10 protein-coding genes are annotated in these 15,542 nt (G+C 44.5%); 6 read left to right on the top strand and 4 right to left on the bottom strand.

Going from position 1 to position 15,542, the window contains the following annotated elements; genetic code table 11:
- The first annotated feature begins 220 nt into the window (after nt 1-220).
- The 6 genes from AC1DV1_RS03310 to AC1DV1_RS03335 all read left to right on the top strand — a co-directional run bounded on the left by AC1DV1_RS03310 (nt 221) and on the right by AC1DV1_RS03335 (nt 11,194).
- Nucleotides 221-1,855: an amidohydrolase gene (locus AC1DV1_RS03310; protein WP_477355193.1), complete on the top strand. Its 1,635-nt coding sequence runs from the start codon at nt 221-223 to the stop codon at nt 1,853-1,855.
- Nucleotides 1,842-3,647, top strand: a complete 1,806-nt coding sequence (locus tag AC1DV1_RS03315) for a serine hydrolase domain-containing protein (protein WP_477355196.1) — start codon at nt 1,842-1,844, stop codon at nt 3,645-3,647. Before AC1DV1_RS03310 ends, AC1DV1_RS03315 begins: the two co-directional genes overlap by 14 nt.
- Nucleotides 3,648-4,073: 426 nt before the next feature.
- A complete protein-coding gene (locus AC1DV1_RS03320) occupies nt 4,074-6,518 on the top strand; it encodes a hypothetical protein (protein WP_477355199.1) in 2,445 nt (814 codons plus the stop codon).
- Between the two features lie 147 nt (nt 6,519-6,665).
- Nucleotides 6,666-9,326 carry a hypothetical protein gene (locus AC1DV1_RS03325; RefSeq protein WP_477355202.1) on the top strand — a complete coding sequence of 887 codons (2,661 nt, stop codon included), beginning with the start codon at nt 6,666-6,668 and terminating at the stop codon, nt 9,324-9,326.
- Nucleotides 9,327-9,623: 297 nt separating this feature from the next.
- Nucleotides 9,624-10,358, top strand: coding sequence for a dioxygenase family protein (locus AC1DV1_RS03330; protein ID WP_477355205.1), 735 nt, complete (start codon nt 9,624-9,626; stop codon nt 10,356-10,358).
- Nucleotides 10,359-10,504: 146 nt separating this feature from the next.
- Nucleotides 10,505-11,194, top strand: a complete 690-nt coding sequence (locus AC1DV1_RS03335; protein WP_477355208.1) for a pirin family protein — start codon at nt 10,505-10,507, stop codon at nt 11,192-11,194.
- Between the two features lie 23 nt (nt 11,195-11,217).
- Here the strand turns inward: AC1DV1_RS03335 and AC1DV1_RS03340 are convergent, their stop codons facing one another.
- The 4 genes from AC1DV1_RS03340 to AC1DV1_RS03355 all read right to left on the bottom strand — a co-directional run bounded on the left by AC1DV1_RS03340 (nt 11,218) and on the right by AC1DV1_RS03355 (nt 15,542).
- The gene (locus AC1DV1_RS03340; RefSeq protein ID WP_477355211.1) at nt 11,218-11,718 is read right to left on the bottom strand and encodes a lipocalin-like domain-containing protein; all 501 of its coding nucleotides are present in this window, start codon (nt 11,716-11,718) and stop codon (nt 11,218-11,220) included.
- Nucleotides 11,719-12,001: 283 nt separating this feature from the next.
- Complete coding sequence (locus AC1DV1_RS03345; RefSeq protein WP_477355213.1) at nt 12,002-12,433, bottom strand: response regulator; 432 nt, start codon at nt 12,431-12,433, stop codon at nt 12,002-12,004.
- Between the two features lie 226 nt (nt 12,434-12,659).
- Nucleotides 12,660-13,778, bottom strand: a complete 1,119-nt coding sequence (locus tag AC1DV1_RS03350) for a Gfo/Idh/MocA family protein (protein WP_477355216.1) — start codon at nt 13,776-13,778, stop codon at nt 12,660-12,662.
- A 243-nt stretch (nt 13,779-14,021) separates the two neighbouring features.
- Entirely contained in the window at nt 14,022-15,542 is a 1,521-nt protein-coding gene (locus AC1DV1_RS03355) for a RagB/SusD family nutrient uptake outer membrane protein (protein WP_477355219.1), read from the bottom strand.

Below are 15,542 nucleotides of genomic sequence, written 5' to 3' on the forward strand. Positions count from 1 at the left end.
TAAAAAAATTCCCTTCAATTTCGTTTTCGATGCTAAATTAAATATTTGAAGGCATAACTTTATGATTGTAGTATCAAGTAGTTAGTATCAAGTATCAAGATTTTTGGTTTGGAATACCTTAACTTTGTGTTTAATACAACTTAACTGATAATTTGCAAGTTATTCAAATTTGCATTCGGTCTTGATACTTGATACTAACTACTTGATACTTAAAACGCCTATGAAAAAACTATTGCCTGCGCTGCTGCTCCTGGCTACAGCCTGCAAACAAAAAGAGTATAGTGCCGATCTGCTGATAAAAAACGCGGTTGTTTATACCGTTGATAGCGCTTTTACTACAGCCAACGCATTTGTGGTAAGCAAAGGTAAAATTGTAGCCGTTGGCAACGCAGATACGTTAGAACAAAAATACCTGGCCCATGAAGTAGTTGATGCCAAAGGCGCTGCCGTTTATCCTGGCTTTATTGACGCCCACGCCCATTTTTATGAATATGGATTAGGCCTGCAGGAAGTAAACCTGGATGGCACCAAAAGCTGGGGCGAGGTAGTTGATTCAGTACAGGCTTACTCCACACGCAACCCCGATGGCTGGATTATTGGCCGGGGCTGGGACCAAAACGATTGGGTTAAAAAGCAGTTTCCGGACAAAGCTAAACTGGATAGCCTGTTCCCGGTACGCCCTGTAATATTGAGCCGGGTTGATGGGCATGCCATTATTGCCAACCAGGCGGCGTTAAACATAGCAGGTGTAAAACCCGGTCAAGCCATAACCGGCGGCGAGATAGAAACCATTAACGGAAAGCTCACCGGCATCCTAGTTGATAACGCGGTAGGTATTGTTACCCGAAAAGTGCCCGAGCCAACGGCTCCTATTGTAGAGAATGCCCTGCTATCGGCACAAAAAAACTGTTTTGCTGTTGGCTTAACCACGGTTGATGATTGTGGGCTGCCTTATACCATGATCAACACTATTGCCGATTTGCAGCATAAAGGATCATTAAAAATGCGCATGTATGTGATGTTATCAGACAGGCCGGAGAATTACGATTACCTGTTTAAACGTGGCGCGTTTAAAACGCCGGGCCTAAATGTTCGCGCGTTTAAAGTTTATGCCGATGGCGCCCTCGGGTCCAGGGGTGCTTGTTTACTAAAACCCTATGCCGACCAGCCAAAATGGAGTGGTTTTTTGTTGAGCAGCCAGGCCCACTTTGAGGAGGTGGCAACGAAAATAGCTGCCAAAGGCTTTCAGATGTGCACCCATGCCATCGGCGATTCGGCCAACCGGGTAATGTTAAAAATATATGCATCTGTTTTAAAAGGCAAAAACGACCGCCGCTGGAGGATAGAGCATTCGCAGATTATTGCGCCGGAGGATGTTAAACTTTTTGGCGATAACAGCATTATCCCATCCGTACAACCCACGCATGCTACATCAGATATGTACTGGGCTGGCAAGCGGCTGGGTGATAAAAGGCTGAAGTCATCGGGCTATATTTATAAAACGCTGTTACAACAAAACGGATGGATTCCGCTGGGCACAGATTTCCCGGTAGAAAACATTAACCCTATGTATACGTTTTATGCATCGGTAGAGCGGCAGGATTTGAAGGGGTTTCCTGAACACGGCTTCCAGAAGGAAAATGCTTTAAGCCGTACCGAAGCGTTAAGAGGGATAACCATATGGGCTGCAAAAGCCAACTTTGAAGAAAAAGAAAAAGGCAGTATTGAACCCGGTAAGTACGCCGATTTTGTGATACTGGATAAGGATATCATGAAGGTAAAAGGCGCCGAATTACCAACCACCAAAGTAACCCAAACCTATATAAACGGAGTTAAAGTATATGATAAAAAATAAATGGGGCTGTGTCTCTGTAGTACTATTAGGGTTTGCATTATTTAATACCGCCTGCGCACAAAATCCACCTTTTACCGGGCGTGCCTATGTTGCTGAAGAAAGATTGGTTCAAAACTCAACCGTTTTGCTCAACAACGCTCAATATACTATCCCGCTGCAAAAGCTGGAAGACTTAAAAATTGCCAGCGTGCATTTTACCAACCAGTACGCCGGCGTTTTTGATAGCCTGCTTAACAAATACTGCAAAGTGCAGGTGTTTGACGGCAATGGCAAAAACCTGAACACGCTTGCCGCCGATTTAAAATGGTACAACACCATTGTTTTACAGGTAAATGATGCAGATCTGAGTAACCCGCTATTGTTAGATTTTATTACCACCAACCAAAAAATAAAGCGGGTTATCATCGCCGCGTTTGGGAATGGCGCACTGTTAAACAAGCTAAATAATGCAACAGTGCCGATAATCTGGTCCGAAAGGGTATCGCCGGTATCGGCTTCATATGCTGCCCAGGCCGTATTTGGCGGCGTGGCTATTACGCAAAAATTAGTCAAAACCTACTCGCCTGTTTATAGCAGCGGAATGGGGTTTGTTACCCAGCAAACCAGGCTGCAATACAGCGTGCCCGAGGACGTAGGCATCAATTCCAATAACTTACAGGAGATTGACCAGATAGCCCGCGAGGCCATTACCCAACATGCCACTCCGGGCTGCGTGGTACTGGTTGCCAAAGATGGCAAGGTGATATTTAATAAAGCCTATGGCTACCACACCTACGATAATGTAATGCCCGACAAGCTGACCGATATCTTCGACCTGGCATCCATGACAAAAATATCGGCTACCACCGTGGAAACAATGCAGTTGGTTGACCAGGGCAAGCTGAGTGTTGAAAACACCTTAGGCGATTACCTGCCCCTGGCGCGCACCAGCAATAAAAACGATGTAAAGCTGCGCGAGGTATTGCTGCACCAGGCCGGCTTTATTCCCGATATCCAATCATTTGAAAAGGTAAAACCGTCCGATCATAGTACCGATTCATCGGCCGCCTACCCTACCAGGGTATCTGAACATTACTTTTTGCGAAAGGATTATTTTAAAGATGTAATGCTGCCCGACATGCTCAATTCGCCACTGAAAACCCGGGGGCAGTACGTGTACAGCGACGTAAGCATGCTGTTTATGCAGGAGGTAGTAGAAAGCATTACCGCTATCCCCGAGAACGTGTATGTACAGCAGCAGTTTTATACCCCGCTGGGGATGCAAACAGCCGGTTTTTTACCGCTGCACAGGTTTAACCCGGCACAGATCATCCCTACCGAAAACGACCAGGAGTACCGCATGAGTTTATTGGACGGCTATGTGCATGATCCTACCGCCGCACTCAAAGGCGGCGTTGCCGGCCATGCCGGCCTGTTCGCGAGTGCCAACGATGTAGCCATATTATACCAGATGCTGCTGAACAAGGGCACCTACGGCGGCGTACAATTCTTTAAACCCGAGGTGGTAGACCTGTTTACCTCCAAACAATCGCCAGTAAGCAGGCGTGGCTTAGGTTTTGACCGCTGGGACCCAATTGCAGACAGGCACTACCCATCTAAACTGGCTTCCGACCAAACTTTTGGCCACACCGGTTTTACAGGCACCTGCGTATGGGTTGACCCTAAGTACAACCTGGTATACATCTTCCTGTCCAACCGGGTAAACCCCAATGTGGGCAGCAAACTGGGCAGCCTCAACATCCGCCCAAGAATACAGGACGTGGTGTATGAGGCTATCAATAAGGGGATGTAAGCAAGCCGGTGTTCGGGGCTTAGGTTGCCCGAACACCGTTTTCTCAAAATTCGGATTCTGCCATGGCCTCTTTTTAGAGCCCTTAACGAGGGTAAAAAAGGCCCCCCATTATGCCCACACATGCAACCACACCTCACCAACCTGTTGCCACATAATCGTTAGTCATTTACTGCTCCGTTGGCAACCCCTTTAAACTCAGCCTTCTTTTGCTCCATGGCTTATACCGGGTTTGCCAAATAACCGCACCCTGTTTTGCAATGCCAGCAGGTAACATTCAACCTGCAAGGCAGCAAGGTAATTCCTGCCTAACCGTTCCTTTTTAATATAAAATTGTTCCGAAAACTTTTAAGAATATTTTTTATATTTAAAAGCCTTAACCACTTGCTTAACAATGCCTTTACAAACCTCCTTATCGTTTGATTTATCATGTTTAATAACACCGCGCTCGATGTAGTAATTGGACTGGTATTGGTATACCTTTTATACAGTCTGTTAATAACCATTCTTGGCGAATTACTGGCCGCCTGGTTTGGCCTGCGCGCCCGTATTTTGCGTATATCCATCGAAAGGATGCTCAACGATGGCCTTGACCTAAAAAGAGCCGGTGATAAATGGCACAATAAAGTATCCTCGGCACTGGCGCGGTTCTTTTTAAAAGAGCCGCCCTCCTTTAACAGTAGTTTTGCCGGTCTTTTTTATAATTATCCATCTGTTAAATACCTGGCCAAACTTGAGCCTGGCCAGACCTTTATCTTCGGGCAAACCAAACCATCTTATATTACACCCGACAATTTCGCGGCAACGGTTATCAATATATTGTGCGATCACGGTGCCGGCACCACCAAATACGATCAGTTGGTATTCAGCCTCGAAAACAACACCCTATCCATCGAGCCGGAAAGCATTAAACAGCTACGGAACATTTACAATTCATCGGGCAAGGATTTGGATACCTATAAGGCAGGCCTCATAGTCTGGTATAATGAAACCCAGGACCGTACGAGTGGCTGGTATAAGCGCAAAATAAGTTTTATACTGTTTTGGGCGGGCTTCCTATTGGCTTTCGCCTTCAATGTGGATAGTATTAAAATAGCCCACATCCTATCAAAGGATAAAGATGCCCGCACCCAGCTGGTAAATATGGGCATAGCCTTATCGAAGGATAGTACACGATACAAAGGCTTTGTAAGTGGAAACGATACCATACCCTCGCGCGCGGTGATAGACAGCGGCTTTGCCCGCGTATCAAAAGATATTGGTGCGGCTAATTTTATTTTGGGATTAGGGTGGGACTTTTCGGAGATAAAAAAGGCCTCGACCACGATAAAAGATACAGGCAAGTTTGGAGATTACTTAATTTATCAGGAGAAAGTGTGCTTGGCCGACAGTGCAGTAAAGGCTATCCGTAAAGATGCGGCATTGCAAAGGAAAAACATCGCAGCTTTAAGGGTATCAATTCAATGTATAGCGCAGGACACCTTATTAAAGAGGCAGCAACTGAAGTATATTTCTGACGGGAAAGAACAGGTTCCGTTTAAAGAAAGACTTAATAGCGAGATTTCCGATATCGGCACTTATTATCTCAAGATCTTCGACAGCCAATCGGCAATAAAAAAAGATTCTGACGACATCATTCCGCAAATACGGATTTTGGACAGCGCACGTGATGCATTCAATCAAAAGGCGAAAGAAGATTATATAAGTCTGCAATCTGTTGAGTATAAAAATAAAACTGTTGTTATTACCGGCACCCGGCACCTTACTTTTTGGGAAAAGACCGGGCGTTTTTTTTGTATTGGGTTTTTAAGCTGGAGTTTCTGGGGGTTTATTATTACGGGCTTTGCCTTATCGCTGGGTGCGCCGTTCTGGTTCGGGCTGTTAAATAAACTCATTGCGCTAAGGGGCGCTGGTGCAAAACCCAAGGACGATACGGATTTACTTACCGATGCTGTGGCAAAAGGCAACAATGCAAACGCTGCACAATCGTTAGCCCCAACCAGGCTGCTTAGTTCCAATTATATTGCAAGCGCTGTACAGGAATTGAATTACAGGTATGGGAGTTTTCCAGGAGTATTAAGCATTGGGCCGGGTTTTAAATGGGTTGATGGGACAAAAGTGGAAGCTGTTGAAATACATGTAATCAAGGATAAATTTGACGAGATAAAAACAAAGGTTGGAGAAGGCTATCGCAACGCGCCGGTTCATGTTATAGAGAATACAATAATTACAGCCCATTTAGGCGACGGTGATGGTATAATTAATGCAAATTCAAGAATTGGCCCCGGTACGTTGGGCTGTTTTGTCAAAAACAGGGTATTTACAGGCAAGGATTATCTGCTATCGTGCTGGCATGTACTACAGGAAAAGGGAAACGATATAAACAATAAAGGGAAAAAGATAGCCGTGGTTGGCGATGGGAAACTAACCGGCACCCTTGATGTCGGCTTTGCAGAACTTGTTGTAAAACCACCTTTCAGCAATAATTCAATAGGCCTTAAATTCCCTGTTCGTGAAGTAAGCCTGCACGATGCCAAAGAGGAAACCAAGGTTAGGTTTCATGGTGCAAAAACGGGCATATCAACCGGGGTAGTTAAAATTTATAACAATGCGCCTGGCCCTCAAAATATTTATCATCCGTATACCGAAGACTATTATTTAATGAACGATTTATTCAGCATTACAAGGTACGAGGGTGAAATTCCAGTTGCCCCATCAGACAGAGGCGACTCAGGTGCCCTTGTTGTTGATTTAAATGGGTATCCGCTTGGCATTATTGTGGGAGGAGATGCGAATTTTTCTTATGCTGTAAAACTGACAAATGTATTTGCCGACGATGACTTAAAAGACTATTATATCCCTTTTTTATCTTAAATTATGAAAAAAACATACCTCGCTCTACTACCCTTATTATTTGCTCAGTATTTATTTGCACAAACGAAAATTACAATTGATATAAAAAATAAAAGTGTTGCGATTGGTAATGATCCCCCTTCAAGTTCCGACTATATAAATATTTCGATGACAAAAGGAAATTATCTTGAATTTCAAATAAAAAATACGGAAGACAAACCTTTTGAAGTTATTTTAGAAGCGGGCGGAAAAAAGGATACATTAAAAAATATTGATTTTGAACGTGATTCTTTTAAAATAGATAACTCACTAAAATATAAAGGACTAAACCTAGCCGGCGTTTTTAAAATGTCCGTTGATGGTACCCCAATTAAAAAAACCATAAATCTCAAAGTTGTAAATAGCGCAAGGCCTGTTACTACCGTTGCAGGTACCAGCCAAGCTATTCTCCCCCCAAATCCAGTATCTCCACTCAAAAAAACTGATGGCACTAAAGTTGCCCCGGTGTATCAACTTGGTTTTACTTACTATGATGTGTTTGCTCTTAAAAACACCGTAACAACACGTGACTCTCTCATAGATTCGATCTTGAAAACTTATATACAGGGCTATGATTTGGCTGGTAGCGAAACGGTTCCGCACGATACCGTTATAAAAATGATTAAAACCAACCCTTTTTTAATGGAAGCAAAAGGGGTTCAAAATCGTTTGATAGCGGTAGAGACCTCTTTGAGGAAAAAAGATTCGTTAAACAAGTTAGCAAATGCAGTTAATCCTACAAAGGGGGCGACAGCGCAGGGTGGGGAAAGCCTTGTATCAAGCGTTGGCGCTTCCATAGGTGGCCTGGGTGTAACCACCATCGCAGACGGTATATCTAAATTCCTGATAAAAAGAGGTAAGCAGGAGCTAAGCTTAAGCTTTTTTGAAAAGTTTAAAAAAGCTATTGATGGCTATCCCGATCTGCAAACATTATTTCCAACTACGTATCCACTACTCCAGGCTATCGATAAGGATATTTATAATTACAGCGCTTACCTGCAAAACCTAAGGGAGGCTTTTAAAAAGGATATCAATTCGCTGCCTAAAAGCCTCCCGGGTATTGTTGATAATCACCCTGGCTATTTTAAAAAGCATAAGAAACTGGAGGCCGAATTATTAGGCGCCTGTTATCTTGCGGCCCAGGTACAATTAGAAGCCCACCCTGGCGACATACTGGCAAATATCCCGGATGATATACTTAATAAGTTTGATGGGTTTTCAAAAGACTCCACCAAGCACTATTTCAAAGGTTCAATTCAAACATTACAATTATTAAATGGCGCGCTGCGCGATACAGCATCGGGCGATGATGCACCATATTGGGTTGGTATCGCAAAAATTAGGAAGTTGACACAGGACGAGGAAACATTTAAAATTTTTATGGCCCTGCTGTACCAAAAGGCCATGAATAGCCCGTACAATGGTATAGCTTATGACGATAACGGACATTCGTTAGTGAGCGTTTTAAAGCTGGTTGCGCTTAAAATGAATGAGGAAAAAGAAACTTATAATACCTATAAGCAGTTTATTACAGACTTTGGTATCCGGGCCGATCAGTTAAACAAAATGATAAAGGCTGATAAAAACCAGCCCGATTCGGCATCGGTAGAAAGATACGCGGCTTACTTCAAAGCAACAGTTGGCCTGCTGCAACAAGCGGGCGAAGTGGGAAATTTACCTTTGCCCCGGGTTAATGGGCAACCGATGGCAATTTATATGGCCTTTGGTAACCAAAAATTCAACGAGCGCTTTAAGCCCTACTTTGATATATCAAACTATATAGCAGATATGACTGTTGATATAAGCCGTAAAAACTATTCGTCGGCCATTAACAACGCTGTGTTTATTTACAACGAAATAATGGCGAAGTTTCCGGCCACAGATGCAACTAAAAGTAAAACGAAGGTTGCTGCCCCGTTAGCAGCAGGCGGTAATGGTAGTGACGTCAATGGATCAGCAAACAGAGATGGCGCCACCGCAGGCACAGTAAGAAATGCAACTGTACCTGTATCGGAAGCGCTTGTAAAAACGCCGCAGGCGCCGGCAAAAAAGGGGGATGGAAAAGCCGATAAGATAGCTGCCCTTAAAACAACAACCGATTCATTACAGCAGATATGGGCCAACAAAACTGCAGCAATAACTGTTAAAGGCAAAGCAGTTGCGGCAACCGCTATTGACTCGGGCGGGATTGACAAAACCAAACAAAACCAGTTTATAAAATACACCAGCTTTATGGCTGCCGTGGCCACTGCTAAAACAAGCGATGAGGTTGAAAATGCCATTGAAGCTGCAGCTTTACCCGTAGGCAGTTACTCCATCAAGCAAAAATCGGCGTTCAATATATCATTGAATGGTTATATTGGGTACGCGTTTGATTACGACAAGGTGAGCCTGCAATCTAAGTATCTTTTTGCAAATGGCATTTATGCGCCGATTGGCTTTTCGGCCACTTTAGGCCTATGTAAAGGTAATAGCGGCGCCTTCACTCTTTTCGCTTCGGTAATTGATGTGGGCAGCCTGGCATCCTATAATTTAAAAGCGGATAGCACCAGTAAGCTTAAGCAGGATGTACGGCTGGAAAGCATTATATCGCCATCGGCACAATTATTTTATGATATACCCAAATGGCCGATAGCAGTTGGATTTGGCTGGAGGCGGACACCTAAATTATTCTTTTCGGCAAGCGATAATACTTTTAAAGTGATTGACCCCAGAAACGTCTTTAATGTCAGTATATTAATTGATATACCAATTGCAACTATACTTAATTCGCCACACAGGGTAAAGTGAGGCGTTCGATAGTTTGTGAGCCTGTTTAAGTTATAAACACCGCAACGATACGAAGGTTTAAAACTTCGTATCGTCCTTCGCCTTTGTCAAAATTGTGGCCATTGCTATAGTTGTCCCCGCGGTCTTTTCTCCTAATTTTTTCGGGGCATTAAGCTAATTTTTTACGGCCACGCTATGCCCTCTCCCTGTTTTCAACGCTTCATCGACAGATATCTACAATTGGGCGATACATTTTAGCCCGGAAGCTTGTATATGGATACTTTCAGCTAATAATCACGCTCAAACAATTACCATATCATGGAAAGAAAAACTTTTTTAACCAGCGGGCTTGCGGCATTAGGCTTTGCCGCTATTGCGTCCCTTGCCAATTCGTGCAAAAAGGAAAGCACAAGCACTTCAACAACCAGCACAACAACCACTACCACAACCACAAGCGGGACCTGTACTACCGGGGCTTCAGAAACTGCCGGGCCCTACCCTACCATTACGCCATCAAGTTACGTCAGGAGCAATATTGTTGATGGGCAGTCGGGGGTACCGTTAACTATTAAACTCACGTTTACCAATACCAACAGTAGTTGCGCGGCATTAACGGGTGCCCTGGTAGACATATGGCATTGTACCTCGCTGGGCTACTACTCTGAATATACCGATACCCCCGGCGGCGGCTATGCCACTATTGATTATACATCGTCGCATTTTTTGCGCGGACGGCAAACCACCGATAGTAATGGCCTGGTTACGTTTACCAGTATTTTTCCGGGCTGGTACTCTCCGCGGGCTCCGCACATCCACGTGCACGTATATAACTCGTCGGGCACGTCGTTGCTTATCACGCAGATTGCTTTCCCTACAGATGTTTGCAATACCGTTTATACCACCGCAACTGACTACAAGGCACGCGGGGTTCAGGATACGGCAAACACTGCGGATATGGTTTTCAGCGATTCGCTTGCCACCGAGTTATCAACCGTTACGGGCAGCGTTTCGGCCGGCTACGTGCTTACCATAAGCATAGGCGTTGCCGCCTGATTACCGGTAAATATTAAAACCGACTACCTGTTTGTAAGCCCTAAAAAAGGCGATTGCATGATTCGTGCAATCGCCCCGGCGGCTATTTACCAACACCTGCAAAAACCTATTTCTTAATCAGCCATTTAACTTAGCACCAAAGCCATATGATCCCGCAATCCAAAGGCAAGATGTTTTTATCAGACGAACGCGGACTAACCCAGCATGATTGGTACCGCAGTTATCACACTTTCAATTTCGGCAATTATTATAACGGCCATAAGCAGCCGTTCAGCAACTTATATGTTTTAAATGACGATACGCTAGCCGCAGAAGAAAGCATCAGGATGAGTGTAAAAGAACACACGGCCGTTTTGCTCATCCCGGTTATTGGCGCCATAGGGTGCCGGGACCATAACGGCGACCACTCCTTGATAGAACCTGGAATGGTACAGCTATTGGCACTTCCGCCCGGTTCGGGGTTCCAGGTTAATAATCCGTACAAAAAAGAAACAGACCTGGTTAATTTTTTGCAACTCTGGATCAAAATAAAAACCCCGGCAAACCAGGATTTCAGTTTCGATTTACCTGCAAACCGGAGCCAACTGACCGAAATTTTCAGGCTTGGAAACACCATTGGTTACATGGGCCAGTTTGATGGCCGCGCCGAAACCACTCTCCGCGTAAGCAAACCGGGAAACGCCCTGTTTGCCTACGTTATTGAGGGTGCGTTTGAAGTTCAGTACCGCCTGATGCACGCCAGGGACGGGCTGGTTTTATGGGATTTGGAACAGGCTGGGATGGAAGCGCTATCAAATAACGCCATCATTATGCTGATTGAAATTGCACCACAATAAGTATTGCGCAGCTTGCCCGCCCGTTATGGCACCCGGTTGAAAACGGATACCGGGATAACGCCATCGGGACGGGGCGGCACATGCCAGGTTAGCTTATCGCCTTCAAGGGAAAAGCTGCTTACGCGGGTTGTTTCGTCCCAGTTGGGGAAAGAAGCCCGGTCGGTATGGAAAGTGATGGTGCTTTTCACCGGGTCGACGGAGTAAGTTCCAAAATGGCAGCTGGCACTTAGAAGGGCCGCCTGGTACTCTTCCGGAGTACCTTTCGCCCGGTCGCCCGAGGCGAATTTAGTCCGGTCCGACCTAAATATTTCTACCACATAATGCCCGTCGGCAGTAAAAATGGCGATGCCGTGGGGATTGGGGCCATAGTCGGACTGCCGGGTACCGTCAGCAAGTATCTTGTCGGCCGCGGTCAGGCGCCATGTACCCACAAGTAGCTTGGATTGTGAAAAGGCCGGCATTGTACCAAAGGCCAACGCGATTAATAAAAAGCCTTTTTTTAAGGCATTGGTTTGTTTTTTCATGACATTGCTTTTTTATTGACCAAAGCTGTCTATTACAAACCGGTCCTAATAATATTTTAGACCAGGTTACTTTTATCTTCTACGGATACCACCATTTATTCGACGCCAGAACTTTCAGCCGCGTCGTGGCCAGGCGCCTTACGTTTTAAGGTGATTGCCGGGAATAATAGTCCAGCCGAATAAAAACTGCGCATTCAGCTAAAAACCCTGGAATTGGAAGAGATGTGAAAACATAAACATACAAACCGGCTACAACCCGGCCTCATGTACCTGTTGTAAAGTATTATTTGCTGATGTAAACGGGCAACTTATCGGCCATTGCCGCTTTAACAACCTGTTCTAACGCTGTTTTGTTAACCGGTTTAATAATAAACCCCGAAACCAATTCAAGATCGGTTGCCCGCTGGTGATCATGTGGGTCTATAGATGCGCTCACTAAATAAATTACAACTTTCCTGGACAGATCCGGTGCCAGCCGGGCAAAACGTTCAATAAATCCCCATCCATTAAGTATAGGCATATTAATATCCAGCAAGATAAGCTCGGGTAACATATCGGGTTTATCTTTAAACAACTTAAAGTAGTCGAGCGCTGCTTTCCCGTTTTCGAAGGTGACGGTTTTTTTTGCTATCTTATAATTGAAGATCATAATCTCCGACATCAGGCGGGCAATACTGTCGTCATCAATTACACAAGCAAGGTTAAAATCATACATGTTGACCTTAAATTCAAAAAGCGAACCAATTTAAATATGCCCGTTTTTAAGCTGAATTTGTTGATGGAATGTGTGGATACCGGGATAAAGTTTAACTATTGGGTAAATAAATTCCCGCCTGCTGTGTTGCCCGGCTATCGTTATTTATAGATCGGGGTTCACGGGAGCCCTTTGAAATAAAGCCGAAGCCCTTTAAAATACAAGCATGATATTTATGAGCAACGCGTTAAAGCTTAATATTAACTTTTGTTCCTGTTGTAGCCGCCAGGTAAATCGCGTCAATTATCTTCAGGTCTTTTACCGCTTCTTCGCCGTCTATTGGTACAACGGGTTGTTTGTTTTCGAAAATAATGCCAGCCATTTGGTCCATCTGCACTGTTTGATGAACGGTAACGGGCTGGGTCAGTTCGCCTTTATGGGTATGCCCCATAATAGGCCCGTAACCGGTAGATGGCAATAACTCGGCAAATCCCTTTTCTCCGTTCAGGAAAAAACGGTCGAGGTTGTTCATGGAGTAGGTTGATAAGCAGGACGCAACAGCCCCACTTGGGAAACCAAGCTGAAATTGAATAGTTTCATCAACGCCCTCCTTAAATTTTACATGATCGGTTTTAGTTTCCTGCGCCGTAACCCAAACCGGGTCTTCGCCGGTCATATACCGCGAACCATTGATGGCATAAATACCAATGTCCATTATAGATCCCCCGCCTGATAGTTGTTTGTTTAACCGCCATTGCGTAGGGTCGCCTATGGTAAATCCGCATAGCCCCTGGAAGAAAAGAATTTTTCCAAACTCACCGGCTTTTCTCATCCTGATAACCTCCAGTGTTTTGGGCTCAAAATGCATCCGGTAGCCTACAAGTAATTTCACGTTTGCTTTTTTACAGGCATCAACCATCTCCTGCCCTTCGCGGGCATTAACGGCCATTGGCTTTTCGCAAATAGCATGCTTACCGGCTTTGGCCACACGTATTACCTGGTCATGATGCAATCCATTTGGTGTTATTACATAAACAGCATCTATATCGGGGTTGCTTTTTATGTTATCAAAGTTTTCGTAATTGTAACAGTTCTTTTCGGGTATCCCATACTTACTTTGCCACTCTTTAACTTTTGATGGCGTGCCGCTAATTACACCAACCAGTTTGGCCTTGGTACATGCTTGCATGGCTTCAGCAACGCGGGTTCCGTAACTGCCAAGGCCCATAATGGCCACGCGCAGTACCGGCCCGTCATAGGCTTCGTTATGATGATCTGCACCATTTGCCCATCCCGAAATGGGTGCAAGGTGCAAAGCCAGGGCCGATAGCCCAATTTTTTGTAAAAAGTCGCGGCGTGAATTCATAACCAGGTTGTTTAGTTTGTTTGGCGATCACAAATTACTCATTTCTTTAAATACTTTAACATTATGGTTGTGTATATGTTTCTAATGCTATTACCTTTTTACAATTGAAAATAATAGCCCGCAACATTTGTAGTTTAAAGTGAGTCGTACCCCGGGGAAATAATAGAGGAGTTGACAAAAACAAAGCGGCAGGAAACTTACCCGCCGCTTTGCAATCATCTAAAATAAAAAAATTAAAGCTGACTATTTATAATCAGGGTTTTGGACCAATACGCCGCCACTTTTATCAATTTCTGTTTGCGGCAGCGGCCATTTGTAAAACTTATCTTCAAAGTGATAAATAATCAGGGATGTTTTAACATTATTTAAAACATCGCCTGCAATATGCCACCTCAACAAATCGTAATGACGAAGGCCTTCAAACGCAAGCTCAATTCTCCGCTCATGTCTTATCCTTTCCCGCATTTGCGCCTGGGTGTACCCGGCCGGATACGGAGGCATCCCTACACGCCCCCTCAAATCGGCCATTGCTTTATAAACACTTGCATCGGGGCCTACTACTTCGTTCTGCGCCTCGGCATACATCAGCATTACTTCGGCTAAGCGCAGTATAACAGCATCCTGCTGGCTAAGGGTAGAAAAACCATACGGCATATTATTAGGTTCCAAAAACTTAATGGTACCATAACCGGTCGGGCGCTGATTTGAAGGATGGTACACTTTCCCTGGTCCAAAATAAACAGAATCGGCATATACCGTTTTACGTAGCCTTGGGTCGCGGTTATTGAACTGGTTTTTTGTATCGGTAAGCGGCGATGTGCCATATGGCAAACCATCGGTACATTCAAAAGCGTCAACCATGTTTTGCAGCGGGGCGCAGGCATCGTAGTCTCCGTAATACAAATCCCAGGGAGCAGTATTATTAGGCGACAAAAAATTAACAGAGAAAATAATCTCGGTATTGTTTTTTTGTGTGGCGTCTCTGAATACATCTTCAAAATTTGTGCTCAGTTTATATTGTCCCATCAAATCAAGGCAAATATCCCTTACCTGGGTTAAAACCGCAGGATCTGGCGTTCCGGTTTTGCCATAAGCAGCAAATAACAGTACCCGTGCTTTTAACGCCTTTGCCGATGAAGCAGCCGCGTGCCCTCCATTGGCATAATACGCACTGGTGCTTAAATTGGCAATACTATAGTCCAGATCGGTTGTTATCTGGGTCAGCACCTGGGGGGCAGGTACTTTGGGCTGTTTTTGGGTAGACAGATCAAGTGGCTGTAAAACCAAGGGCACATCACCATAAATACTATATAATTGAAAATAGAAAAACGCCCTGATAAACCTTACCTCGCCTTCATACACTTTTCGCTGGGCGTCAGAGATATCAGAGCCGTTGTAGTTGCCCAAATTTTGCAGGAACAAATTTACCCTGGCAATACCCGTATAACTATCGTTATAGATGGCTGTTTCATAGCCCCCTGTAGTGGGATTAAAGTTCCCCTGAACAAAATCCTTTGAGCTCCCCGAATTAAACTGGTTATAGCCATTATCGGTAAAGCAATCTCTGAAACCCATGCCAACGGCAAACTCTTCTGGTTGCAGCGCGGCGTAAACCGCGGCAAGGGCCTGGTCAAAATCGCCTTTAGATTTATAAAATGTGGCGGTGGCTATCTGATCCAAAGGATTTAACTCCAGCGTTTTTTTACATGCTCCTAAAAACAGGGATGTTATTAATATGGTTGTTATTATAATACGATTTTTCAT

Source organism: Mucilaginibacter sp. P4_D1 (genome assembly GCF_056401935.1).